The sequence below is a fragment of the Tenuifilum sp. 4138str genome (assembly GCF_041102575.1).
In the GTDB taxonomy this organism is placed as follows: domain Bacteria; phylum Bacteroidota; class Bacteroidia; order Bacteroidales; family Tenuifilaceae; genus Tenuifilum; species Tenuifilum osseticum.
In genome coordinates, this window is the sequence record NZ_JBGCUE010000006.1 from 28,699 (window position 1) to 55,300 (window position 26,602).

Consider the following 26,602-nt stretch of genomic DNA (forward strand, 5'->3'; position numbering starts at 1 on the left):
TTTTGAACCATTCAAAAAGATATATTGTTTAATGTAGATAAGTTAATATACATATTGAGATGATCGAAAGGATTATAAGATTTAGTATTAACAGCAAGCTAATTATAATCTTACTAACACTAACCATAGCACTATTTGGTGTTTATGCTTTAACCCAAATCCCTGTTGGTGCGGTTCCAGATATTACCAATAACCAGGTTCAGGTTATAACCACCAGTCGAAACCTATCGACCCAGGACGTTGAACAGTTCATTACATACCCTGTTGAGCTCGAGATGTCAAATCTTCCTGGAGTGAAAGAGATACGATCGGTATCAAAATTTGGCTTATCAGTTGTAACCATTGTGTTCGAGGAGAATCTGGGAACTTACCTGCCCCGGCAGTTAATAGCTGAAAAGCTTAAAGCGGCAGCAGCCAATATTCCCGAAGGTTTTGGTGAACCTGACATGGGGCCTATCTCAACCGGGTTGGGGGAGATATACCAGTATGTGCTCGACGTAAAGCCCGGATATGAGACCAGGTATACCACCACCGACCTAAGAACCATTCAGGATTGGTTTGTAAAACGTCAACTATCCGGCATTCCTGGAGTTGTTGAGGTGAATACCTGGGGTGGATACCTCAAACAGTATGAGGTGGCTGTCGATCCGCAAAAGCTAGCCCAGTATGGAGTGTCTATCATTGATGTTCTTAACGCTTTGGAACAAAACAACGGCGTAGCCGGTGGTGCTTACATTGAGCGCGATAATCAAAGTTTCTTTGTACGCGGCGAGGGGTTGCTGAAGTCACTTGCTGATATTGAGCAAATACCTATTTCCACAATTAATGGTATTTCAGTTCGTATTGCCGATGTGGCTAAGGTGCAGGAGGGGCATGCCAACAGGTTTGGTGCCATTACTGCCAATGGTCAGGGCGAAAAGGTTATGGGGCAAATAATGATGCTTAAAAACGCTAACTCTAATAAAGTGATTGAAGCGGTTAAGCAGCGTGTTGCCGAGGTACAAAAGCATTTACCCGAGGGGGTTTATATTAACCCCATTGTGGAACGCAGCGAGTTAATCTCAAAAACTACTAACACTATACTTGAGAACCTGATATTTGGCTGCTTGATAGTTTTCCTGGTGGTTTTACTGATACTCGGGAATTTAAGGGCCGCACTGGTGATTTCATCGCTTATTCCACTGGCATTGCTATTCACCATATCAGCAATGTATATCTTTGGTATCGATGCCAACCTGATGAGCCTTGGCGCGCTTGACTTTGGAATTATTATAGATGGGGCTGTAATTATTGTTGAATTCATTGTAATGAAACTCACGCTGAGGTCCAATGAAATTACTGGTATTGAAAACACGGAGCGTAAGAAAATTTTTGATACCATCTCGTTCCAGGGCGCATCAAAAATGATGAACTCAGCAATATTTGGGCAAATCATCATACTTATAGTATTTATCCCAATCCTTTCGCTTGCAGGAGTTGAAGGAAAGATGTTCAGGCCAATGGCCTTGTCGTTTAGCTTTGCGTTGCTAGGAGCAATGTTTTTTGGGTTCACATGGTTACCCGTGGCTGCATCGCTTTTTCTACGTCCGCAGAAAAGTAATTGGGCTGTAACCCGATGGGTTATGTGGTTACTGCATTCCTCCTATAAACCTGTAATTGAGTGGGCATATAATCATAAACGATGGGTATTGGGTTTAGCCTTTGCCATGTTACTTTTTTCCGGTTGGGTTTTCACCCGCCTAGGTGCAGAGTTTGTTCCAACACTTGATGAGGGCGATTTTGTTATTCAGCCTGTGCTAAAAACGGGAACCTCATTAACCCGAACCACAGAGCTAACCACCATGATGGAAAAGATTCTGATTGAGAAATTTCCTGAGGTCGATAAGATTGTGAGTAGAATTGGTGCAGCCGAGGTGCCTACTGACCCCATGTCGATGGAAGAAATTGATATGATAATCAAACTTAAACCCAAAAAGTATTGGGTTAGCGCTAAAAGCAAGGAGGAACTTGCTAACCGGTTTAAGGAGGCACTCTCGGTAATCCCAAATGTAGAGTATGAGTTTACCCAGCCCATTGAGATGCGCTTTAATGAGTTAATAACAGGGGTTAGAGCTGACTTGGCTATAAAAATTTTTGGCGAGGATTTGGGAGTGCTCAATGCCAAAGCTATTGAGGTTACAAAACTTATTGATGGTGTACCCGGGGCTGCCGATATCATAATGGATAAAACTGCAGGGTTACCCCAAATTAGCATCAGGTATAATCGCGATAAGCTTTCGGTTTATGGTATATCAGTTGCAGAGCTTAACAGAGTGGTCTCGGCAGCATTTGCAGGGGCAACAGCTGGTAATATTTTTGAGGGCGAAAAGCGTTTTGATTTGGTAGTCCGATTATCCGATAGCTATAGACATGATATTGACAATGTAAAAAATCTTTTGGTATCGGTTCCTGGTGGGGGATTAGTGCCTTTGGGTGAACTGGCTCAAGTTGAATATTCCAAGGGCCCCGCAAAAATTTCTCGCGATAATACTCATCGCAGGGTTGTAGTAAGTGTTAATGTTCGTAATCGCGACCTGGAATCGGTTGTTAAGGACATACAGAAAATTCTCGACAGTAAGCTTAGGTTGCCTGCTGGTTATTATGTTGAGTATGGCGGTCAGTTTGAGAATCTTCGAAATGCTCGCAAGCGATTGTTAGTGGCTGTTCCGGTAGCCTTGGCTTTAATTTTTATTTTCCTTCACTTTGCTTTTCATTCGCTTAAGGATGCTATCTTGGTATATACCGCGGTGCCCCTTTCTGTAATAGGCGGAATATTGATGCTATGGTTTAGGGGAATGCCCTTTAGCATATCGGCAGCGGTTGGTTTTATCGCTCTCTTTGGGGTTGCAGTTCTTAACGGAATAGTGCTAATTGAACATCTTAAGGAGTTAAAAGATGAGGGAGTAGAAAATTTGAGGGAACGCATAATGAGAGCAACCCGCGATAGGTTAAGACCCGTTTTGCTTACCGCTTCGGCTGCTGCTATGGGCTTTTTGCCCATGGCTATATCTACATCGGCTGGTGCCGAGGTGCAACGCCCCCTTGCATCGGTTGTAATAGGTGGGCTTATTACTTCTACTTTACTTACCATGATAGTGCTTCCGTTGCTTTACGCAGTATTTGAACGTTTTAATGGAGTAAAGTTTTGGACTCTTTTTCGCAAGTAACTATGTAAGGTTTAAAAGTTAAATGTTTTTTAAGTTGAGGTATGATGAAGATTAATATTTTATTATTTATAACTTTTGGAGTATTGCTACTGTCATGCTCTGGAAAAAATAATAAAAGCGATGAAAATCAGCCAACCGATAGCTTGGTTGTAATTTCTGTTGAGCAGTTTAAAGCAATGAATATGGCAATTGGTAATCCTACAATGGTAAAATTTGCCAGCGAAATTGCCGTTCAAGGGGTTATTGAACCAAGCCCTAATGCCAAAGCCTACGTTACCTCACCCATTGGTGGATTGATTAAGTCTGTGAAAGTAGTCCCATCGTCAGTAGTAAAGAAGGGTCAAGCACTTTTTGCAATAGACGGACCTGAGATTTTAAATACTCAAACCTTGTTTGTTGAAACCTACAATCAGCATAGAATAGCAAAGGCTAACTTTGAAAGGATATCACAGCTATCAAAGGAGGGAATAGCCTCGCAAAAAGAACTTTTGCAAGCCGAAAGCGAATACCGAATTCTTGATGCCAAGCTACACTACCACCGGATTTTGCTTGGTAAGTTAGGGCTAAATCCCGATGAAATAATTAAAGGAGAATTTTCAAACGAGGCATACCTGGTTTCTCCTATTGAGGGCACAGTTGCTAGGGTAGAAACATCAGTTGGTAAGCCCGTAACAACCTGTGAGCCTTTGGCTGAAGTAATTAATACCCAAAGCTTACTATTAAAGTTTTTTATTTTTCTGAACCAAGTGAACTCAATAAAACCCGGACAAAAAGTTGAAATTAGTTTGCCTGGAGGTGGAAAGGCTTATGGAAGCGTTATTTCTGTTGGGCTCGATGCCAACACTGAAAATAAAGCTGTTGAGTGTTTTGCATCCATAAGTTTACCTGCAAATTTAGTTTTGATAAGTGGCACAAGGGTTTCAGCTAAGGTTTTCACCAATTTTATTGAAGGCTGGGCACTGCCAAGAACAGCATTGCATGAAATTGAGACTGGGCATATGGTTTACACCCTGAATGGGAGCGATTCACTAAGCTACTTTTTTAAAAAAGTTCCTATACAGGTTGGGTTAATTCAGGACTCCATTGTTCAAGTATTTGATTCAACCCTTTCAAATGTGCTTGTAAAAGGCGGTTATGAGCTTACTGTTGAGGAATAGTAATTGAACAAATCGATTTTTGGTAGGTTTTAAGATAAATATATCTATTTAATGAAAAAGGGCAATACAAAACATTCCCTTATTCTTCTGACACTTTTTCTGCTACCTATTGTTTCAAAGATAGGCGATTCACTATTTCATCATCATAACCATGAAAATGAGCACCATAATTCATCAATAAATATTACTCATTACCACGATAAATGTTTAGTTTTTCAGTATGAGTTAATAGCTTTTGACCCTCAAGTTGTTTTACCTAAGGTTGAGATTTATTTAAATATTAGTTCAGAAATATCGGATTTAATAGCTCCCAATGTTGGTATTGATAGTTTTGAATTAATAAAAATACGTGCGCCACCATTTAATATCTTCTAGTAATCTTTCATTTTAACATATTGGGGTTATAATTTAAGCAAGTAATCAATGATTACCTGTATTGGATGTATTATGATATAACATTGATTGTTATGTTGTAATCGCATATGAAGTATTTATATAATCTAATTGATATACCGGTATCATGCCAGTTTAAAAGTTGTTTAGTTTAAAGAAGTAAATAAATAAACTAGTAAAACTATTTTGACATGAGATTAATAAAGTTACTTATTATATTATTATTTGTCCTTGGAAATAATGTTTTGGCGCAAAATATTGTAAGAGGAATAGTATACAATGAGAACAAGGTTCCCCTTGAGGGAGCAAATGTTTTTATTCCGATGTTAGTAAAAGGTACCTCAACAAATTCAAGCGGAGAATTTGAACTTACGGGTTTACCAAACGGGAAGTTTGATATTCAGATTTCGTATATTGGATATGCTAATCAAATTGTACCGGTTATTTTAGGGGGGGCACAATTCGAATTAGATATTGTTCTTACTCCTGCAAGTATTGAGACCGAAGGGGTGGTTGTATCCTCTGGATATAGTACAACACAGCACCAGAATGCAGTTAAGATTGAAGTTCTGAGGTTAAATGAGCATCACTTGATGAAATCGCCGAATTTTATGGAGATGCTTACTACGGTGCCTGGAATTGACATGATAAGTAAAGGGAATGGTGTTACTAAACCAGTTATCAGGGGTTTATCCATGAACGATGTGTTGGTGCTCAACAATGGTGTTCGATTCGAAAATTATCAGTATTCAAACCATCACCCATTAGGAATCGATGAGTTTGGTATTGAGACGGTTGAGGTCATAAAAGGACCAGCCTCACTACTTTTTGGTTCCGATGCCATAGGCGGGGTACTTAACTTTATTAAAGAGAGACCAGCTGCTGTTGGAAAGCTGGAGGGAGACTATAACTTGCAACTATTCTCAAATTCTTTGGGTATGGTCAATAATTTAGGATTCAAAGTTTCTGCTGATCAGTTTCATGGAGGAATACGGGTAGGTCAAAAAACTCATTCCGATTACCTGCAGGGTGGGGGAGAGTTTGTTCCAAACTCCAGATTTTATGAGCATTCGGTTAAACTCAATGGGGGTTTTAATGGCAAAATGTTGTCAACAAACATTTATTATGACTTCAACATGCAAAAGCTAGGACTGGTGGAAGAGGAAGCCATTGATTTAATTGCCAGTCGGGGACGAAAACCCTCAGTTTATTACCAGCAGTTTGGTACCCATCTGGTTTCCCAGCAGTCCAAAATCTTTTTGGGTAAAACAAAGGTCGATTTTAATACTTCGTTGCAATCAACCGAACTTGCCCATATAGGTAACCCAAATGAGTACGAATTACAAATGCGTCTAACGACTTTAATTTACGAGGCTAAGGTATTGTTTCCTTCAAAGCCAGGCAACGATTACATTTTAGGTGCACAGGGTGTGAACCAATGGAATAGAAACATCAATAACCGCGAAACCATACTTCTTCCCAATGCATTTAGTTCAGGATACTCAATCTTTGGATTAGCACAACGTTCATTTACTAGGTTTCGATTTCAAGCCGGATTGAGGTTTGATGCAAAGCAAATTAAATCCAATGAGGTTGGTATTCCAAGTGAACCTGAGTATAGAGCAAGTGTAGATAGAAAGTATAATAATATTACTGGTTCTGTTGGCGCAACCTATAGATTAAATGAATACTTTTTAATACGAGCAAATGGCGCTGCTGCTTACCGAAATCCAAACCTAGCAGAACTTACATCAAACGGTCCCCATGAGGGTCGCTACGAAGTTGGCAACATTTCTCTTAAACCTGAGAAATCTGTTGAGTACGATGTCAGTGCTCATTATCACAATGATAACTTTTTAGTTGATGTTGCTGGTTTTGTTAATACAATAGGAAATTACATTTACATTGCTCCCACTGGTGCATTGAACGGAGGCTTACCAGAGTATCGGTATTCGCAGGATGATGCTTACTTGTATGGAGGTGAATTAGGTCTTCATTTTCACCCCAAATCGGTTCAGTGGCTCCATTTTAAAACTAATTATTCTATGGTGATTGGCAAGAAACGTAATGGAGAATACCTCCCTTTTATTCCAGCTAATAAGCTAACTTTTGAGACTGGTTTTATGGGAAAGAAGTTTGGTTTAGGAAGTAAACCATACTTGCTGATAGCAATGAACTATGCGTTTGCCCAAAATAATATAGATCCAGATGAAACAGTTACGCCAGATTATATACTAGTTAACTTATCAATGGGGAGTAGTTTTAGGTTGGGCAATCAACCTCTTGAAGTAAACTTAACAGTTCAAAATTTACTCGACAAAAAGTATGTTGATCACTTGTCAACATTAAAGGAGGTTGATCTTTATAATCCTGGTCGAAATATTTCATTATCATTGCGAATTCCATTTCGGGCCTCAATTCGTTAAATAATAAAGGCTGCCTAATATTTAGGCAGCCTATTACTTTCTCCCCAAATTTTTTATTTCCCTAGTTCACGGACAAATGCCCCTGAATAGCCTAATCCAGTAATCTTGGCTAGGTCCGAAGAGGCTTCTTCGGGTGTGGAATACTTTCCAACACAGTAACGATACACTCCATCGTGTCCACGGTAAACCATTACATCGGAAAGTTCAGTAAACTGCTTTATGCTTTTAGGCTTCTGTAATGCTAGGAATTGAATGGTATATCCCGGATGTTCCCGATTTATTCTTACCCAAACGTTGCTATAGCCGTGAGCACGAACCTTCTGCTGTAGTTCTTCAATCTCTTTGATATTATCAGTATTTCCTACACTATACCTATAGTAACCATCGGGCGAAATGGTTACGCTAATGCTGTCGAGCTTAAAGTAATTATAGTCCACAGGATATAATGAGGCCATTAGCTGTACAGAGTATGTTGGCTTAGCAAGAGATCGTGTTGCTGAGGTTTTATTGAAGTCCATTCTGGGTGTTGGTGCTGCTGTTGGGGGAGGGGTTGGGGGCAAAGCCTTTGCAGGCTTTGGTTCAGGCTTTGGTTTTTCAACTTCAGGTTTTGGCTCCTTTTTTGGGGTTTGCTTAACAACCGGTTCTTTTTTGGGTTCGGGTTCAACAGCCTTAGGTTTATCGGTAGCTCTAGCCTCAGGTTTTACTTCAGGTTTGGGTTCAGGTTTTACCTCAGGTTTAACTTCGGGCTTAGGTTCTTCCTTGGGGGGTTCAAGCTGGGCAACGGGCTGCTGAACTACTCTCGGGTTTAACATTAGGCTTGCCTGGTATTCCGATTTATCGGGCTTGGCTGGAATGCTAAGTGGGGTTTTAGTTTCCTCAAAGCCTTCGCCCTGTGCAGTTACAGTATAATCGCCGGGTTTTACCTTTAGGCTAAGCTGTGTTTTACCTTTTACTGACTGTTTTTCTACTACCTCACCAGTAGAATTATTTGTAACGTTAACGTTGTAGTATTTATCCAGAGGAGCATTGTCGGCAAGCATGAGGTTAAGCTTAACATCAACCATGGGAATTATTTCAACCTCGGCAATGTCAAGTTTCCCAAAACCATCGGGACTGAATTTTGCAATATAACCCGATGATAAGGTGGTTGGAAAGTAAAAGATTTCGTCGTCGGTAGTATTTAAAGGATACCCTGCATTCTTAACATTAGGACTTCCTTGTAGGTTGGTAAAAAACACATCGAATCCGCCCATGGTATTGTGCCCCTGTGAGCTGAAAAAAAGATACTTTTCATCGGGTGAGAGGAATGGGGTTGCCTCATCGAAAGGGGTGTTAACGTTGGGGCCAAGGTTTATGGGGTCGCTCCATCTGCCGTTATTGATTGTAGAAACCCATATGTCGTATCCACCCTGACCGCCCTTGCGGTCGCTAGTAAAGTAAACGGTATTCCCATCGCGGGTAACGCAAACATGGGTTTCGTTGAACTTTGAGTTAATGGGTTTGGCCGCCTTTACGGGCGATGACCATTTTCGTTTCTGTAAAAAGCTTACAACAATTTCCGAGTTTCTAGGGTCATTCTCTATGAGGTAAAGTTCAGTTCCCTCATACGATAGGTATGATGTGGTCAGGTTTTTACTACCCAGGTTGCGGGTTATGTCAACCGGTTTAGCCCATAAGCCATCCTCTCCTTTTTTGGCAACAAATATTTTGTTACCTGATGAGGTGCGTGTAGTGTAAGCAAGTGTGCTTCCATCGCCCGATACCACAGCATTAAAGTTGTCGTTTTCATTATTAAAATCAGGACCTAACCGGTTGTATTTAATGCCTATTGGGCTTTTTTGAAATTTCTTTGCATTTTCACAGCTTGCTATTGCATGCTCGGCCATGAGTTTAGCTTGTTCATCTTTAGGTTTAATGTAACCCTGATACTCTCTGAACGATTTTAGCGCATTGTCAAAATCATTTTGATACATGTAGGAAAGTCCAAGATGATAGAGAGCTTCAGGGGGTGCGTTGGGCTCCTTTAGCGATTTAGCATCATATTTATCCGAAATTTTCATTACAGCCTCTTCAAGGTAGCTAATGGCTTCCGATTTTCTGTCGGGGGTTTTGAGCAAGCAGTACCCTATTTTAAATTTAAGGTTGGCACTCTCAGGAAATTTTTTTAGGGCTTTTACATAGGTATCGGCTGCCTTAGAAAAGTTTCCCTCAGCCATGTAGAATTCAGCGTCGGTTTCCAATGTGAAAATTGTATTCCAATCCTGGCTGTAACTTACAGCTGAAAAGTAAGTAGCAATAAGCATGTTCAAAAGGAAAAACCTAAAGCTGCGCATAGTTTTAAGGATTAACAATGATTTTAACGTAAATATTGTAAAAATGTTGGTAAAAGTCAACAGTTGAACTAATTATTTACTTGTTATGATAAAATACTGATATTCCAAAAATGGTAAAAGCAGCCTAAACCTTCTATAGGAACTGGAGTTTAACCTCCTTTAAGAACTTATCCTGAAGTATATTGGCAATTCGCTTTACCACAGTCCTTCGTATTTCCAGTTCAACAGGTAAGTTGGGATCTTGATGTGCAACGTTTATACAGGTGCCAATCACAAATTCAATGCTATCGCTTTCCAAAATAAGTTTAACAAGTTCATCGGCAGGGCCTTTGCCAAGGTTTGTGTTCTCGTTATACGATTCAAGAATGGTGTTAACCTTGCTAAGGGTTAAAATACCTTCGGTAACAAGATCGGCTCCCTCCATTTGGCTAATTGGAGGTAAATCAGGATCGGTAAATTCTAAGCTATCCTCAACACTTCGTTTTAGCTCCCTGGCAATGATATCAACGGTGGTAGCTCCGCAAATTGCCTTTTTCCCCTCAAAGGTGTCAAATATCTTGGCAAGCTTGGTGTCGTTCTCCTTTTCGTACGGTGGGCCAGTGCAAATCAGGAGTTTTCTGGGGTTACGGAAGTATATTGTTACACACGAGGTATCATCCTTTGGATGATATCCATCGTTTAGGCTGGCCATATTTACCACCTTGGTGCTTAGCTTCCGGGCCGAAATATCGGGTTCGTTTTTAACCATTCGTTTCACAAATTCGCGCGCCTCATCGCCCCAGCCGAAAGGGTAATCGGCTGAGCCCAGCCCGGATTGAGCAACTCCATCGGTCCAAAGGATTATTCGGTCTTCCTTTTGCGGAACAAACGAGCAGAACTTTAGCTCCTTACCCGCATTTTTTTCGCTGTTAAGGATTATGCATTGCCACTCGGGTTCAAGTTCCTCGGTTCCGCGCATGATCAGGCATTGAGGGTTGTCGTACTCCAGTATGCGAGTTTCGCCGTTGTGGTCAATATCAACAATGGAAAATGTAGAGTAACTCATTTTACGGACTGAGCAAACCGGAAGGGTATTCATAATAATTTCAGCGATGGTGTTAACTTCCTTATGCTCTATGGTGAAGTTAAGTGCCATGGTTGAAGTGAGGGTGGCCAGTACATTTGCCTTAACACCATGCCCCATGCCATCGGATAGCACAATTATGGTGCGCTCCTCATCCTGTAACCTGCGCGAGTAGAAAACGTCGCCACAAATACGCTCCTCGTCGTGATTCTTTTGCTGGCAGTTTACCTCTATGAAAAATTTACTCGACATGGTTTTAGGTTACTATGCTTTATCGTCGTTATTCTTTCCCTCGCGGTAGGTTTTAATGATTGAGTTGAGCATCTTTTCGGTTTCCGACGCCCCTTCGCCCAGCAGGAATCCGATGTTTTGTACCATGGCTAGGTTTTTATCAATAACTTCGGTAATTCGTTTAATAACCTCCTCCTTCTGAACCTCGGGGGCATACATATCGCGGATAACTGCCCCAACAATGCTGTTGGGTTTAATGGTGAATACTGAAAGGTTAAGCAGCTTATCCTTGTACATCACATCGCGATTCAGGATATCAGTGTTATTTTGGAGCACGCTGGTAAAAAGGTTATGGATGTTGTATGGGAGCAGGGTTTTAAGGTCGGCACCAACAAGTCCAGGGATTATCTCATTAATCTCCAAAGCATCGTCGCCCAACAGATCAATAAAACTCTGATTGCTCTGGAGTATTTTCATTTTCTTGTCGATAAGCACTACTGCCGAAGGCAGTTTTTTAAGCATGGCGGTAATGGTTTCAGTAGCTTCCCGGGCTGCCTCTTGCTCGGTTCTAGCTTTCTTTTCTGACTCCCTAAGGGCTTCCTGAGTTTTAGCGAGTTTTTCATTAGTGGCCTGAAGGGTTTTTATGTATTCCTGTCGCTTTTTAAGGGTAAAGTTTAAGCACATATCAGTATGGGCAAGCCCCGATGCTACAGCCGAGGCAAAATCGTAGCACGAGGAGTATCCGCATGCCTCGCACCCCGAATCGCGCCCAACAAACTCTTTATCAATAACCTTTAAAACCTCTTCAAGTTTATGCTCGTTGGGTGTAGGAAGGCGTTGGTCATCAATTGTGAAACCCCTTGAGAAATTCCCAAGACTATTTTTAGCGATATTTTTTTCCCATTTTTCGCGATCAAAGGTTTTTAATCGCTTGTTAGCGTAGTTAACCACCATTGTTCGCCTGATGAACTTTTTCCCACCTCGTGAGGTTCCAGGCCCCATCAAGCAACCTTCACAGTAGAAAAGATTGAAATGTCTATTTATCAGATCGATGCTGGTTTCAAACTGCTCAAGGGCTTGTAAGGTGTTATTTGGACCATTGGTGCTGATTACTGTACCGGTGAGTAGATCCTCGCTAATATCTACAGCTTGCAGTATACCCCGCCCAATTGGGAACAATGAACCCTTATATCCAATTGGCTCGTCAAATTCGGAGTATTCCAAATTGCTCTCCTTGATGTTAAACTCCTCAAAAAGTTCCCTTAGCTCAACAAATGTGAGATTCTCATCAATTCTTCTTTCGTCGTCGTAATGCCTAATTTCTTCTTTGCTTTGGATACATGGGCCAATAAGAACTACTCTAACGTTAGAGCCATACTCTTTCCTGACCGCCATGGCTGTAGCCACAACTGGGGAGATTATGGGGGCAAGGTTTTGAGCAATCTCGGGGTGGTATTTCTCAACCATCGACACCACCACCGGACACATGCTGGTAATAAAGTACTTGCCTTTAAAATCTTCGAAAAGCTTTTTGTATTCCCGCGCAACCAGGTCAACCCCAAAGGTTACCTCGCAAACGTAGGTAAAACCTAGCTGCTTAATCATCTGTACAAACTTACGATAGTCGGTGATATCAGCAAATTCACCCGAAATACTTGGGGAACAAATAGCCGCAACGGGTTCGTCACCTTTTAGCAGTTCCAAAACCTCTTTTTTTGAGGATCTATAGCTTACGGCATTAACCGGACAAATATTTAAACAGCTCCCACATCCTACACATCGGCTATCAATTATTCGAGCGTAGTTTTGGCCTGCCTTCACCTCAATGGCTTTTACAGGACAAACCCTAACGCATGCGTAGCAGTTAATGCAGGTTTGCTCGTCTATTCTAAACAGTTGTGACATAAGTCTCCTTAAAGTAGCTCATTTGTAAGAATATCAATAATTCCATTTTCATCAACCCCGGTATAAATTTTACCGTTAATAGAGATGTTAGGACCTTCGGCGCAATTACCAAAACAATGTCCCCCGTGGAAGTTTACCTTGTCTTTCAAATCGTGATCGTCCAAAAATTTCATTATTGCCTTAAGTGTGGCCTTATTACCCCTTGCAAAGCAGGAACTACCTAAACATATAATTAATTCGGCTCGTTTACTCATCTTAATGTTATTGGTATAACACTATTACAAAAAGCTAAGATAGGGTTTGGTTTACAAATTATGCCTGAAATTTAATCATTTTTTAAATCAAATCACTTATCTGTAATCGTTTTAAATAGATAAAATATTGGTATTAGGCGAACAATTTTTGTAATGTTTTATTAAATTGTTCCGTGATTAACAAGATTTTATTTGTTGTAATGTATTGATTACTAAAAAGATATATCTCTGTTAGTTGTTTAACAGATGGATTAGAATAGTGGGTTAACTATGGTTCTAATTACTACCTTACTTTAAAGCTATGTCAAACGCCGAGAAAATTGAGGAGATTCTAGAACGCTACAGCTACTTAGGTTCCGATAGCCTTATCCCAATTCTACAGGATATTCAAAACGAGTTGGGAAGTCTGAACGAGGAAGCAATTGTTCTGGTAGGGCGAAAGTTAAACATGCCTACTTCCAAAATTTATGGCTTAGCCACATTCTATAACCAGTTTAAGTTTGAAGCTAAGGGGAAAAATCATATCTGCCTTTGTAATGGCACCTCGTGTAGGCTAAAGGGTGCCAAATGGAATATGGTTTACCTTGAGGATAATTTGAAGTTGAAAAATGGCCAAACAACCCGGAATGGGCAGTTTAGCCTTGAGGTGGTAACCTGCATGGGTGCATGTGACCATGGCCCAGTGATTTCCGTTAACGATGAGTATTACCGTGAGGTTGACCCCGAAAAGCTTAAAAATATTTTGAACGATTTAACCCAAGAGTAAACATGGCTCGGTGCGATTCAAAAGCAGAAATATCTTTTATAAAAGATGCTGTTATTCCAAACCTTCACGATGGGATATGGCCTACCGAGGTAAGCGCTAAGCTCAGCGCATTAAGGCATGAACGGGTTAGGCAGCCAATAATATATGTTGGCGTAACTACATCTTCCATTGTTGCAGGAGCGCTAAAAACCAGGTCAGCCATTGAGCAGTACCTAGACGATTACTCTGTTGATGCCGATGTAATATGTGTTGGTAGCCATGGTTTATGCTCCCTTGAGCCCGTTGTTGAAGTTCAGATGCCCGGCAGGACTAGAGTGGCTTTTGCCAATGTAACTCCTGAAAGGGTTAACTCCATACTCGATGGAGCTCTTAATGGTTTTATTCAGCCTGAGAATGTCATTTTCCAATACTTTTCCGAGATTCATGAGCCTTGGCATGGAATTCCTTTTAGAAACGAACTCCCATTTTTTAAAAAGCAAAACCGTGTGTTGCTTAAAAATGCAGGTATCATTTGCCCCGATAGTATTGCCGAGTATATTGCCCATGGCGGATATAGCGCTTTGGCTAAGTCTATCAGGAAATACACCTACGACGATATTTGCCGCATAGTTGAGGAGAGCGGATTACGCGGAAGGGGCGGTGGAGCCTTCCCCACAGGCACCAAGTGGCGCAAAGCGTTACAGGTTGCAACCAGCGATCGATACCTGATTTGCAATGCCGACGAGAGCGACCCTGGGGGATTCATGGACCGACTGCTGATTGAAAGCGATCCGCATAGGATTGTTGAAGGAATTATACTGAGCTCGTATGCCGTGTCGGCAAGTAAAGCAATTATTTACATACGCGATAGGTATAAGATTACCATTCAAAGAATACAGAATGCTATTGAGCAGGCCTATGAGGTGGGTCTACTTGGATATGATATTTTAGGGAGTGGCTATTCACTCGATATTGAGGTGCGTAAAGGCCCCGGGGCTTATGTATGCGGTGAAGAAACTGCCTTGATTAAAAGCCTTGAGGGTAAACGTGGAATGCCCAGCATAAAACCACCTTACCCTGCTGAATTTGGATTAAATGGCAAGCCCACTGTTATCAATAATGTTGAGACTTTAGCCAATATCCCCGAAATTATCAGTAATGGGCCTCAGTGGTTTGCCGCTTTAGGAACTGAGGGGTCAAAGGGAACAAAAATTTTCTCCATTAATGGTCAGGCGTCTCAAACCTGTATGGTTGAGTTAACCTTTGGTGAACCCCTTGCGGCTTTGCTTGACCTTGCAGGAGGGGTAAAGGATGGAAGGACTTTCAAGGCATTGCACCTGGGCGGCCCTTCTGGGGTGAGTGTTACAGCCGATGAACTTGATGCCCCTATTGACTTTGATGAACTTCCGAAACGAGGGATAAGTTTAGGGTCGGGTGGTGTTCAGGTTCTTGACAATACCGTGTGCATGGTTGACCTGGTGAAATACTTCATGCACTTTATCCGTAACGAGAGCTGCGGTAAATGTATTCCTTGCCGTGAGGGATCAAACCGGATGTACCAAATACTCGATAACATATCGAAACGACCAGTTAGTAACGAAGGGCATAATACCCTTGAACGGTTTAAAGGTGTTATTCAGCTCGAAACCCTGGCTGAGGTTATGCGCGACACATCGCTATGCGGATTGGGGCAAACGGCACCCAAACCAATCCTTAAAGCTCTAAAATCGTTCCGCGATGAGTTTGAGGAGCATATATTTGACCGGAAGTGCAGGGCAAGTGTTTGTCGCGATTTAAGGACATTTTACATTGATATTGAGCGTTGTACGGGTTGCACTGCCTGTGCCAAGAAGTGCCCAACACAGGCCATATATGGGACACCTCGTTCACCCTACTTTATTGTGGAGGAGCGTTGTATAGGATGCGGCATATGCCAGGATACATGCAAGTTTGGAGCTGTTTTCTTCAAGTAAAGTTTTTGCTGCTATGAACATTACCATCGAAGTAAATAATAGAACAATACAGGCCCATAAAGGCGATACCATTCTTGAGGCCTTAAACCGTAACGGTATCAGGGTCCCCACTCTTTGCAACATGACCGATTTAACCCCATCAGGGGCATGTAGGCTTTGCGTCGTTGAGGTTGAGGGTCGCGATAACCTTGTTACCTCATGCTCGCATGTGGTGGAGAATGGTATGCGAATTATGACCCATTCACCCCGAGTGGTGCGCGCCCGTAAAACCCTGGTTGAGTTGCTCCTTGCTAACCATCCTGACGACTGCTTATACTGTGAACGGAACGGCTTTTGCGAGCTACAGGACTTAGCAGCAGAGTTACACATTCGTGAGCGTAAGGTTTTACGAAAGTCGTTCACTCAAAAGCTTGATCTTTCCAGCCCAAGTATTGTTCGCGATCCGGCTAAGTGTATTCTTTGTGGAAGATGTATAAGGGTTTGCGATGAGGTTCAATCGGTATCAACCTTTGAGTTTGTCAACAGGGGATGCAACATGTATGTGGGTACCACTTTGTCGCGCGATTTAAACTTCTCAAACTGTATTGGTTGCGGACAGTGTGTATTGGTTTGCCCTACTGGCGCTTTACATGAGCGTCAAAATGTTGCCGAAGTAATGGATGCCCTGAGCAATCCTGATTTAATCCCTGTTGTGCAGATTGCCCCTTCAATTTCGGTTTCGGTAGCTACTGAGTTTGGGCTTAAACCCAGCAAGGATGTTAATGGTTTGCTCTACAATGCATTGCGAAAAATTGGGTTCAGGTATGTTTTCGATACTGCTTTTGCTGCCGATGTCGCTGCAATTGAAATGGCTGCTGAGCTCATTGATCGAAAGGGAAAAGGCAGCAATCTCCCCATGTTCTCATCATGCTGCCCGGCATGGGTTAAGTTTGTTGAGCAGTGGTATCCGGATTATATTCCTGCACTGAGTGCCGTTAAATCGCCTCAGCAGGTAATGGGATCGTTAATCAGGAACTACTTTGCTACCGAAAATGAATTAAATCCATCAAAAATTTTCTCCGTTTCCGTAATGCCTTGTTTGGCCAAAAAGTTTGAAGCTCAAAGGGAGGAGATGACTACCCGTGGCCTATCCGATGTGGATACGGTATTATCAACACGTGAGTTGGTTAGGCTGATTAAGCTTTACGGTATCGATATTCAGGGGATTGAATCGCAACATCCCGATAAACCTTTTAATATTCGTAGTTCGTCCGGAAAGTTATTTGGAATATCAGGAGGTTCAGCCGAGGCGCTTGCCCGGGTGGTTTACCATAAATTAACTTCAAAGGAACTTAATGATAGTAAGATAACCGAGGTTAAAATAGTTTCGGGGGTAAAGGCATTCTCTTTCAATGCCGATGAACAAACATTCACCTTTGCAGTTGTTAATGGGCTAAAAAACATACATTCAATTCTCCCGGTTTTAATGGGAGGCGATGTTAAACTGGACTACATCGAGGTAATGGCTTGCCCCGGTGGTTGTGTAAATGGCGGTGGCCAACCCTATGTTGACGAGGAAAAGTATGTTAAGTTGAGGGCCAAAGCAATTATTGAAATTGATGAGGCGGAAGGAATTAAGTGCGCAACGCGTAACCCTGCCGTACAATCCATATACGATGAGTTTTTAGGGGAAACCGGTAGTGAAAAAGCCAAAAAATTTCTATACACCCGATATTCAAAGCGGGAAGTTTTACTTTAAATGGAACAATTCGGCCATAGCATGGAGATGAATCGGGATAAAAGGAAATTGGTATACACCATTAAGGAGCTTTGCAGGGTGTGTTATACCTGTGTTAGGGAGTGTCCGGCTAAGGCAATTAAAATTGTAAATGGCCAAGCCGATGTAATATCGGAAAGGTGCATTGGTTGCGGCAACTGCGTTAAGGTATGCAGCCAGGATGCAAAAGTGTTTTTACTAACCCGCACCGAGGTAAAAAGCATGCTGCAGAGCGGCGAGAGGGTTGCTGCTCTTGTAGCTCCAAGTTTTCCCGCTGAATTTACTGAGATTGATGATTACCGCTACTTTGTTGGAATGCTTAGGGCCTTGGGGTTTAGTCATGTTTTTGAGGTTGCTTTTGGTGCCGATTTGGTAGCTAGCCGTTACAAATCGTTGCTGGAGGATAGGTCAGGAAAGGGGTATATCTCAAGCGATTGTCCGGCTATTGTTACTTACATCCGTTACTACCATCCCGATTTAGTAGAAAATTTAGCACCCGTGGTGTCGCCTATGGTAGCCATAAGCAGGGTGGTAAGGCAAATTGACAGTAACCTGAAACAGGTTTTTATTGGTCCTTGCATAGCCAAAAAGGATGAATCCATTGAGATTGACGAGGCTATAACCTTTCGGGAGTTGCGGGTTCTTTTTGAGCAGGCCAGTATAACGCCCGAAAGCGTTGAACCATCGGATTTTGATCCACCCCATGCTGGCCGCGGGGCCATATTCCCGGTTAGTAGGGGGTTAATGCAAACCGTTAACATATTTGATGACCTAATTGAAGGCAACATCACAGTAGCCGAAGGACGAATTGGCTTTCAGGAAGCCATAAAGGAATGGGAATCGGGTAACCTGAAGGGACAAAACCTTGAGCTACTTTGCTGTGAGGGTTGCATAATGGGGCCCGGCATGTCGCCCGGAGGCAAACGTTTTGAGCGCAAAACCTATATCAGCTCCTATGCCCGTAATAAGGTAACCCCTGATCAGCTAAAAGAGTGGGAACTTGCCATATCAAAATTTAAAGACCTTGACCTTACACGTAGCTTTAATGCCGATGATAAACGAATAGCTAAGCCTACCGATGATGAGATAAACAAAGTGTTGGCCAAGATGGGTAAGTTTACCCCTCGCGATCACCTGAACTGTGGCGCATGTGGTTACGATACTTGCACTGAGCACGCTATAGCCATTGTTGAAGGCCTTGCCGAGGTTGAAATGTGTTTACCTTACGCTATTGAGGAACTGCATGAATCAATCAACGATCTAGCCATTTCCAATGAGAAACTGGCAAAAATGCAGCAGGCTCTCAAGCATTCCGAAAAACTCGCCCATATGGGGCAGCTTTCGGCCGGTATTGCTCACGAGCTTAACAATCCTTTAGGTGTTGTTTTGATGTACAGCAATATCCTACTCGATGAGTGTAAACCGGACGATCCCCTTCGTAAGGACTTAGAGTTGATATCGTCGCAGGCGGAACGGTGCAAGAAAATTGTTAGCGGTTTGCTAAACTTTGCCCGCAAGAATCAGGTTAAGGTGGAAAAGGTTAATGTTAAAAAGTTGGCGGAGGATAGCATTGCAGGGGTTGTTATCCCAAAGAATGTTACCACCAATGTGGTTTGCCGAACCTCAAACCTGATGGCGAGTCTCGATTATGAGCAAATGATGCAGGTGCTTACAAACCTGAACAAAAATGCCTTTGAAGCCATGCCTAATGGTGGCGACCTTACAATTGTTATCGACGGCGATGACCATCAGTTTTCAATCAGCGTAATCGATACTGGTGAAGGGATACCCGAGGAGAATATGGATAAGCTTTTCACCCCATTTTTCACCACTAAGGGAATTGGCAAGGGAACAGGTTTAGGTCTTGCCACTACCTACGGAATTGTAAAGATGCACAAGGGCAAAATAGATGTTGAGTCCAACACCGACCCCCAAAAGGGACCTACCGGAACAACCTTTAGGATAACCCTGCCCCGTAATGCAGAAAACGAATTAGGAAACGATAATAGTTAACTAAACGCAATAGCCATGGCTAGCTCACGAAAAACCATTCTAATAGTTGACGATGATACCGACTACCTGTTTCAGCTTAAGTTTCATGTCGAAAAAATGGGTTTCGATGTGGTTACCGCTGAAAGTCAGCGTGAGGCTGAGAATATCCTAAAGAATATCAAACCCGATTTAGCCATACTTGACCTAATGATGGAGAACGAGGATAGCGGTTTTATTCTTAGCTACAAGCTAAAACGAATGTATCCCGATGTTCCCGTAATAATAGCCACTGCTGTATCGGCTGAGACAGGCATGTCGTTTGGCATTTCAAGCGAACAGGAACGCCAGTGGATTAAGGCTGATTTATACCTCGAAAAGGGAATTCGCCCCGACCAGTTGCATCGTGAAATTCTCAAATTGCTTAAGGTGTAAAAATGGAAGTTGTTGATATACTTGTTGTTGATGATGAACCTGGAATTCGTTCCGGTATAACACGTATTCTTAGGAACTTCACGGTTAGCTACCCATTCCTTGAGGATGATATAGGCTTTAATGTTATTGAAGCGGCCACAGGGGAGGAGGCTATCGATATTATCAAGCGTTCGAGTCCAGCCATTGTATTACTCGATAATAAACTACCAGGCATTCAGGGGGTTGAGGTTTTGCAGTTCATCAACCAGAATCACCCCGATATACTGGTAATGATGATTACATCGTATGCTTCGCTGGAGTTGGCTGTTAGGGCTACAAACATTGGGGCATACGATTTTGTTCCCAAGCCCTTTACTCCACAGGAGCTTAAGTCGTCCATTGAGAATATCACCAAGCATTATTTCCTGCGGCGTATGACCCGCAAGCTCCATCGTGAGGGCAAGCAGGTTCGTTTTCAGTTCCTTACCGTGCTCTCGCACGAGCTAAAAGCACCCCTTAATGCCGTTGAGGGCTACCTTAAAATGATGCAGGAGAAGCAGGCTGGCGAGAGTATCGACAGCTACATGGATTTTATCGACCGCTCGCTTGCACGAATCCAGTCCATGCGTAATCTAATAATGGATCTACTCGACCTCACGCACATTGAGTCAGGCAAACGGCAGCGAACCCTTCGTGAAATCGACTTAACCCTCGTGGCCCGTTCGGCCATTGAGACCATGACTCCCCTTGCCATTCAGCGCGACGTCAACCTTTGCCTGCAAACCACAGAACCGGTTATCATGCTTGCCGATTCCGACGACATGGAAATTTTGTTCAACAACCTTATTTCCAATGCCGTGAAATACAATAAACCCAGCGGGTGGGTTAAGTGTAGTATCTGCAAAACAGCATCAGAGGTTACGCTAGTTGTATCCGATTCAGGAATTGGCATCGAACCCGAGGATATACCTAAACTTTTTCAGGAGTTTACTCGCATCAAAAATCCGCAGAGCAAAAATGTCACCGGAAGCGGCTTAGGACTTTCAATTGTTAAGCGAGTAGTGGATTTGTATGGCGCTAGAATTGATGTACAAAGCGAGCCTGGTGCAGGATCAACCTTTACCATTACATTCCCTTTACCCGGTTCCGATACCCTTAACGATGGTATATAAATCCACTTTATTTTAAACAGCCGTTTGTTAACTGAAAAAAGTTAAATAGTTTTGTGTTGGAAAATGTAATAGTTGAGCTATGGATAAGGCAAACCTACCCGAAAAAACCATTGAGCGATTAAGCGAATATCGCAGAACCCTTCTGAATTGCTTAACACGAGGGAAAACTCATATCTACTCACATGAGCTCGCCGGTTTGCATAATATCACAGCGGTTCAGGTAAGGCGCGACCTGATGCTTATTGGCTACTCCAGCATGAAAAAGAAAGGGTACGATGCACAGGAACTTATCAAGGTTATTGGCGATATCATCGACCACAAAGTAGGATTAAATGTAGCTGTTGTTGGTATGGGTAACCTAGGACGCGCTATCACTACCTATTTCAATGGCAAGCGCCCTAAACTTAATATAGTTGCCGCTTTTGATGTAGATCCCAACAAGGTTAACAGGGTAATTTCTGGAGTAAATTGCTACCACATGAAGGAGTTGCCCGATGTTATTAAACGTAACGATATTTCCATTGCCATTATCTCATCGCCACCCGATACTGCCAATCAAGTTGCCGAGCAACTTGTTGCAGCTGGTATAAAGGGTATTCTTAACTTCACCACTATTCCTTTAGTTGTACCTGAGAATGTTTACCTTGAGGAGTACGATATGATTACCTCCATGGAGAAAGTGGCTTACTTTGTTAAACAGGGTTATTCCCGGTAAACGATAGTAATGAAAGTACATTATGGCTTTGATGGTATAGAGGAAATAACTAATCCGGTGGTCACCACCGGGTCATTTGATGGGGTTCACTTAGGCCATAAGGTAATTATTAACAGGATAAATGAGATTGCTCAAAGCATAGGCGGCGAGTCGGTTCTTATTACCTTTTACCCTCATCCGCGCAAAGTGCTTTACCCTGAAACTGCTGGCAAAAACCTAATGTTTATCCTGTCGCAGCGCGAAAAAATTGAGCTGCTTAGCAAAACCGGCCTCGATCATCTAATCATAGTAAAATTTACTCTCGAATTTTCAAAAATCTCATCGGTACAATTTATCAGGGATTACTTGATAAGTAAGCTAAACGCTCGATATATCGTAGTTGGTTTCAATCATCATTTTGGACACAACCGCGAAGGCGATTACGAGGAGCTCAAAAAATTGAGTTCGGAGTATAATTTTATGGTTGAGGAGATACCCGAGCAGGATATACAACAGGAAACAGTTAGTTCCACCACTATTCGTAAGGCTTTACTTGAAGGGAAAATACAACGGGCAAATGCTTACCTTGACCATTACTACATGATTATTGGTGCTTTGGGTAAGGGTTCGCACTTTTTTGGCGAGGTGGGCTTCCCAACCCTAACGGTTCAAATTGAGGAGGCAGGCAAGCTCATTCCACCGGAGGGCATTTATGCCGTTTCGCTGGAATGGAACAAATCATCGTATCGTGCCATGGTTATCATTTGGTCAAATGGCGATAATACCGATTTGAACCCAGTTTTGACAAGGAATGTTGAGCTTCATATCCTCAATTTTGATGGTATGCTTCACAGTAGCGATGCCTATATTTACTTTCATAAGCAGATAGCTGATAGAATTGATATCTCCGATAACAGGTTGTTATTCCAACAGCTTACACAGGCAGCCAAACAGGTTGATGAGTTAATTTATTAACAGTAATGATATTTATCATTGTTAACCAATTGTATTTTAACGTATCTTTGGGGCATAGTTAATCGTATAAGTATTTAGGTTTTTTGAAATGTAATTCCTGCATCTGCGGTTGGTAGATGTTTGCCACCAAGGATTCAGAAAATGAGTCTGATCCAAAGGAGATAGTCTGATGGAAAAGAGAATCGGAGCTGCACTAATTCTTGTTGAGAACCGCGAGAGCGCCTCAAGGCTGAACCAGATCCTTTCGGCCCATGCCGATATTATTATTGCCCGTCAGGGCATACCGCTCCAGCAGAGGGGTATTAGCGTAATATCGCTTGTGCTTGAAGGAACAACCGATGAAATTGGAGCCCTTACCGGGCCCATTGGTAAGCTCAGCGGTGTTCAGGTTAAAACCTTAATGCTCAAAGGGGTGTAGTTTTTTAAAAATCTCTTTTCCCTCTGGTATCAGGCTCAGGTAAGTTTGATAGTAAAACTATTTTAAACCGATATAGAGCCATGAAATTTAATCCGGAAAAGTACCGAATTCCCGATGAGCGCATGAAGCCTTTCATCGATGCCGATGAAATATGGGAATACATAAACAACGCAAAGCCCACCAAGGAACGGGTTCGTGAGATAATTGCCAAGTCGCTCGATAAGAATAGGCTAAACCTTGAAGAGGTTGCTACCCTGGTCAACACCACCGACCCTGAACTGGTTGAGGAGATACTACAGGGCGCTCGTACGCTCAAGGAGCGTATTTACGGGAACAGAATTGTGCTGTTTGCCCCGCTTTACATAGGGAATAAGTGTACAAACAACTGCCAGTACTGTGGTTTTAGGGCATCGAACAAGGATGCTATACGTATGACCCTTTCCGATGAAGAGATTGTACAGGAAGTTGAAGCGCTTGAGGATAACGGTCAAAAGCGATTGATACTTGTTTACGGTGAACATCCGGAGTACTCGGCCGAGTACATTGCCCATACCGTTAGGTTGGTTTATGGGATAAAGAAGAACAACGGTGAGATCCGAAGGGTTAACATCAATGCCGCTCCGCTTGACATCGAAGGATTTCGAAAGATAAAGGAGGCTGGTATAGGCACTTACCAGATCTTTCAGGAAACCTATCACCCTGAGGCCTATACCTGGTACCACCCTTCGGGCAAAAAGAAAGATTTTGAGTGGCGATTAACCTCGCTCGACCGCGCCCAGGAAGCTGGTCTGGACGATGTTGGAATTGGGGCACTCTTTGGCCTTTACGATTGGCGCTTTGAAGTTCTTGGCCTGGTTAGGCATACCAATCACCTTGAGGCATGCTATAATGTAGGGCCGCATACCATCTCGTTCCCCCGCATCAAGTCTGCATCCGGTTTAAATATCACCGATAAGTATTTTGTTTCTGATAGCGATTTCGTAAAGCTAGTTGCAATACTCCGCTTGGCTGTGCCCTACACCGGTATGATACTTACAGCGCGTGAACCGGCCGATATTCGTAGGCAGGTTATTCAGTTTGGTGTATCGCAAATTGATGGGGGAACTAAGCTTGAGCTGGGTTCGTACCATGCATCTAAGAATGAACATCAGGACCTTAATAAGGAGCAATTTGAGATTAACGATAACCGCTCGCTTGGTGAAATTATTGATGAGCTTATTGACCATAACTACATCCCTTCGTTTTGTACGGCTTGCTACCGCCTGGGAAGAACCGGTGAACATTTCATGGAGTTCTCAGTGCCTGGCTTTATAAAGCGTTACTGCACCCCAAACGCCCTGTTAACCCTTACTGAGTACCTGGTTGACTATGCCAACCCAGAGGTTCAGCAGAAAGGCTACAAGCTCATTGAGAAAACCCTTGGAGAGCTCGACGGGCATCAGAACACCCTGGAGATTCGTCGAAGAATTGAGCGTATCAAAGCTGGAGAGCGCGATTTATACTTTTAATTTGAGTATTAGCTGTTATTAAAGCCCTGCATAAAAATTAGCAGGGCTTTTACTTTTTACAGAATCTAGCTACCACCTCAGAGGCCTGATTATTGCCTATGTTAACTGCCTTTCTGAGGTCGGCACACCCTTTTACAGTTTCATTATTGATAAGGTAGAGTAATCCACGGTTATACCACGCGCCATGTAAAAGGGGGTTGATGCTGATAGCTTTGGAAAACCATTCAATGGCAAGGTCATTATTTTCAGTATGCATGAACATTACTCCTATGTTGTAAGGAACTATGCCCTCAAAGTCGTTGTCCAATGCTATAGTTTTTAGATCATTACCAGCAGTAATGAAGGGTTTGTTATCAATTGTTTTTTGGGATATATTACTATTCCCGCTTTGTAAGCTTTTATTCTTAACGTTTTCAACAAATTGGGTCATTTTTATTTTTGCCAACACCTCGGCAAGCCTATAAAGAGTGTTTGAACTATCAGCCTTTAAGGTTTCTGAAAATTCTTTCATTGCGGCCGTATAATAGTTGCCTTGCAAATGGGCTATCGCTTTACAAATTCCGGACAATGAATCGGTGGCGATGGTTTCCAATTGTGAATGCTGGTTAATGGTGTCGTACTCAAAGAATAGGCTGTAACCGCGGCAACTATGTGTGGCAAGAATCTGCCTGAGGTTCGAACTTTGCCAGTTCCTAGGCTTTGCATTTTCGATTTTATCTACTTTTAGAGTGATTATAGGGTAAACAATGGTTAGAATTCGGGTTCTGAGCTGTTCCATACTAATTGATGAGGTGATGTCGAGTTCCTCGTCAAGTGATAGCAATCGTTTTAGTTTTCCTGTGGAATCGAATACTGATGCTATATCATTGATTGCCCTATTACTGTATGCTTGTGCTAATCTATTGCCTTGAGCAATGTCAGATTCGGCACCTTTCAAATCGCCTTTTTTGGTTTTAATCTCAGCTCTAAGCCGGTAAGCATTGGCGAACTCTGGAAAAACAGCTATGGCTTTATTAATATTCTCCAGTGCCATTGGCAAATATCCGAGTTCATAACGTATTGAGGCCAGGTAGTAATGAACCAGCACATTGGTAGGAATAATTGATGAAAGTCTGGTTAGGTCATCAATTGCGCTTTCAGGATTGCCCACCTCATAGCTTATAATCGCTCTGTTAAAAAGGGCAAGGGTATTACGGTGTTCAAGCTGCAAAACCTTATTTAAGTCTGATAATGCCTGGCTATAATGTTTTTGGTAGTAGTAAACCAGTGCACGGGTAAAATATGCCTGTGTAAGTGTGCTATCAATCCCAATGGCTTGATTAAGATCTTGCAAGGCAAGTGGGTAGTTTGATTGCTGGGCATAAAGCGCACCCCTCCGTAAGTAAGGGTTTGCATTAAAGGGATTAAGGTTTATGGCTGCAGTATAATCGGTCAACGCTCCGGAACTATCCGAGAGCATTAACCTGGTGGTTCCCCTATTAACCCACGCATCCGGGATACGGTCATCAATTTTAAGCACCTGGTTGAAGGCATAAAGAGCATCGTGGTACTGCTCCTGCTGGAATAGAATAACTCCGTAGGTAAAAAGGTATTGTGCCGATGCTGGTCGCAGCTCGATGGCTTTTTGGATACACTCTATGGATTCAACGCTTTTCCCCAATTGCTGCAAAACCATTGCATTATACTGGTAGGCTTGGGAAAATAAAGGATTAATATTTAGGCACTTACTAAAATCGTTTCCTGCACCAACCAAATCGTTTTGGTAGTAACGGGCTACGCCTCGCAGAAACCATGCCTCGTGTATGGTTGAGTCAACATTTAGCAGGGTGTTCAGGATTGGTATGGCATCAGCATAGTTACCTCTTGAAATTAACTCCTCACCTTTGTAAAAAAAATACGCCTTGTTGAATTGGGCCTTTGAAGGGGTAAAACAAACAAGAAAAGTCACAATTAGCCAAAAGGGGAATAATAATCTTTGCATTTTATAGTA

General features: G+C 42.4%; 19 protein-coding genes. 14 read left to right on the top strand and 5 right to left on the bottom strand.

Features of this window, described 5'->3' with window-relative positions:
- Positions 1 to 59 precede the first annotated feature (59 nt).
- The 4 genes from AB6811_RS07190 to AB6811_RS07205 all read left to right on the top strand — a co-directional run bounded on the left by AB6811_RS07190 (position 60) and on the right by AB6811_RS07205 (position 7,182).
- Positions 60 to 3,206 carry an efflux RND transporter permease subunit gene (locus tag AB6811_RS07190; RefSeq protein WP_369489770.1) on the top strand — a complete coding sequence of 1,049 codons (3,147 nt, stop codon included), beginning with the start codon at positions 60 to 62 and terminating at the stop codon, positions 3,204 to 3,206.
- A gap of 44 nt (positions 3,207 to 3,250) precedes the next feature.
- Positions 3,251 to 4,363, top strand: a complete 1,113-nt coding sequence (locus AB6811_RS07195) for an efflux RND transporter periplasmic adaptor subunit (RefSeq protein ID WP_369489771.1) — start codon at positions 3,251 to 3,253, stop codon at positions 4,361 to 4,363.
- A 51-nt stretch (positions 4,364 to 4,414) separates the two neighbouring features.
- A complete protein-coding gene (locus AB6811_RS07200; RefSeq protein ID WP_369489772.1) occupies positions 4,415 to 4,738 on the top strand; it encodes a hypothetical protein in 324 nt (107 codons plus the stop codon).
- A gap of 209 nt (positions 4,739 to 4,947) precedes the next feature.
- A complete protein-coding gene (locus AB6811_RS07205; RefSeq protein ID WP_369489773.1) occupies positions 4,948 to 7,182 on the top strand; it encodes a TonB-dependent receptor in 2,235 nt (744 codons plus the stop codon).
- A 53-nt stretch (positions 7,183 to 7,235) separates the two neighbouring features.
- Here AB6811_RS07205 and AB6811_RS07210 read toward each other — a convergent pair whose 3' ends face one another.
- The 4 genes from AB6811_RS07210 to AB6811_RS07225 all read right to left on the bottom strand — a co-directional run bounded on the left by AB6811_RS07210 (position 7,236) and on the right by AB6811_RS07225 (position 12,968).
- The gene (locus AB6811_RS07210) at positions 7,236 to 9,515 is read right to left on the bottom strand and encodes a tetratricopeptide repeat protein (protein ID WP_369489774.1); all 2,280 of its coding nucleotides are present in this window, start codon (positions 9,513 to 9,515) and stop codon (positions 7,236 to 7,238) included.
- A gap of 133 nt (positions 9,516 to 9,648) precedes the next feature.
- Positions 9,649 to 10,830 (bottom strand): SpoIIE family protein phosphatase, encoded by a 1,182-nt coding sequence (locus AB6811_RS07215; RefSeq protein WP_369489775.1) that lies wholly within the window; start codon positions 10,828 to 10,830, stop codon positions 9,649 to 9,651.
- A 12-nt stretch (positions 10,831 to 10,842) separates the two neighbouring features.
- Positions 10,843 to 12,714: a [Fe-Fe] hydrogenase large subunit C-terminal domain-containing protein gene (locus AB6811_RS07220; RefSeq protein ID WP_369489776.1), complete on the bottom strand. Its 1,872-nt coding sequence runs from the start codon at positions 12,712 to 12,714 to the stop codon at positions 10,843 to 10,845.
- 8 nt (positions 12,715 to 12,722) lie between these two features.
- A complete protein-coding gene (locus tag AB6811_RS07225) occupies positions 12,723 to 12,968 on the bottom strand; it encodes a (2Fe-2S) ferredoxin domain-containing protein (protein ID WP_369489777.1) in 246 nt (81 codons plus the stop codon).
- 301 nt (positions 12,969 to 13,269) lie between these two features.
- On the opposite strand from AB6811_RS07225, the gene AB6811_RS07230 reads away from it, so the two are divergent.
- The 10 genes from AB6811_RS07230 (at position 13,270) to hydG (ending at position 24,612) form a co-directional block, all read left to right on the top strand.
- On the top strand, positions 13,270 to 13,734 hold the full coding sequence (locus AB6811_RS07230; protein ID WP_369489778.1) for an NADH-quinone oxidoreductase subunit NuoE family protein: 465 nt from the start codon (positions 13,270 to 13,272) through the stop codon (positions 13,732 to 13,734).
- 2 nt (positions 13,735 to 13,736) lie between these two features.
- Positions 13,737 to 15,686 (top strand): NADH-ubiquinone oxidoreductase-F iron-sulfur binding region domain-containing protein, encoded by a 1,950-nt coding sequence (locus AB6811_RS07235; protein ID WP_369489779.1) that lies wholly within the window; start codon positions 13,737 to 13,739, stop codon positions 15,684 to 15,686.
- Positions 15,687 to 15,699: 13 nt separating this feature from the next.
- Positions 15,700 to 17,424: a [FeFe] hydrogenase, group A gene (locus AB6811_RS07240; protein ID WP_369489780.1), complete on the top strand. Its 1,725-nt coding sequence runs from the start codon at positions 15,700 to 15,702 to the stop codon at positions 17,422 to 17,424.
- A gap of 21 nt (positions 17,425 to 17,445) precedes the next feature.
- Positions 17,446 to 19,455, top strand: coding sequence for a [Fe-Fe] hydrogenase large subunit C-terminal domain-containing protein (locus AB6811_RS07245; RefSeq protein ID WP_369489781.1), 2,010 nt, complete (start codon positions 17,446 to 17,448; stop codon positions 19,453 to 19,455).
- Between the two features lie 15 nt (positions 19,456 to 19,470).
- A complete protein-coding gene (locus AB6811_RS07250) occupies positions 19,471 to 19,866 on the top strand; it encodes a response regulator (RefSeq protein WP_369489782.1) in 396 nt (131 codons plus the stop codon).
- Between the two features lie 2 nt (positions 19,867 to 19,868).
- Positions 19,869 to 21,017, top strand: coding sequence for a sensor histidine kinase (locus AB6811_RS07255; RefSeq protein ID WP_369489783.1), 1,149 nt, complete (start codon positions 19,869 to 19,871; stop codon positions 21,015 to 21,017).
- Between the two features lie 79 nt (positions 21,018 to 21,096).
- A complete protein-coding gene (locus tag AB6811_RS07260) occupies positions 21,097 to 21,732 on the top strand; it encodes a redox-sensing transcriptional repressor Rex (RefSeq protein ID WP_369489784.1) in 636 nt (211 codons plus the stop codon).
- A gap of 9 nt (positions 21,733 to 21,741) precedes the next feature.
- Complete coding sequence (gene ribF, locus AB6811_RS07265; RefSeq protein ID WP_369489785.1) at positions 21,742 to 22,686, top strand: bifunctional riboflavin kinase/FMN adenylyltransferase; 945 nt, start codon at positions 21,742 to 21,744, stop codon at positions 22,684 to 22,686.
- Positions 22,687 to 22,855: 169 nt separating this feature from the next.
- On the top strand, positions 22,856 to 23,104 hold the full coding sequence (locus AB6811_RS07270) for a TM1266 family iron-only hydrogenase system putative regulator (protein WP_369489786.1): 249 nt from the start codon (positions 22,856 to 22,858) through the stop codon (positions 23,102 to 23,104).
- Positions 23,105 to 23,184: 80 nt separating this feature from the next.
- On the top strand, positions 23,185 to 24,612 hold the full coding sequence (gene hydG / locus AB6811_RS07275; protein WP_369489787.1) for a [FeFe] hydrogenase H-cluster radical SAM maturase HydG: 1,428 nt from the start codon (positions 23,185 to 23,187) through the stop codon (positions 24,610 to 24,612).
- Positions 24,613 to 24,661: 49 nt separating this feature from the next.
- On the opposite strand, the gene AB6811_RS07280 is transcribed toward hydG, so the two are convergent.
- Positions 24,662 to 26,593 carry a tetratricopeptide repeat protein gene (locus tag AB6811_RS07280; RefSeq protein WP_369489788.1) on the bottom strand — a complete coding sequence of 644 codons (1,932 nt, stop codon included), beginning with the start codon at positions 26,591 to 26,593 and terminating at the stop codon, positions 24,662 to 24,664.
- Positions 26,594 to 26,602 lie beyond the last annotated feature (9 nt).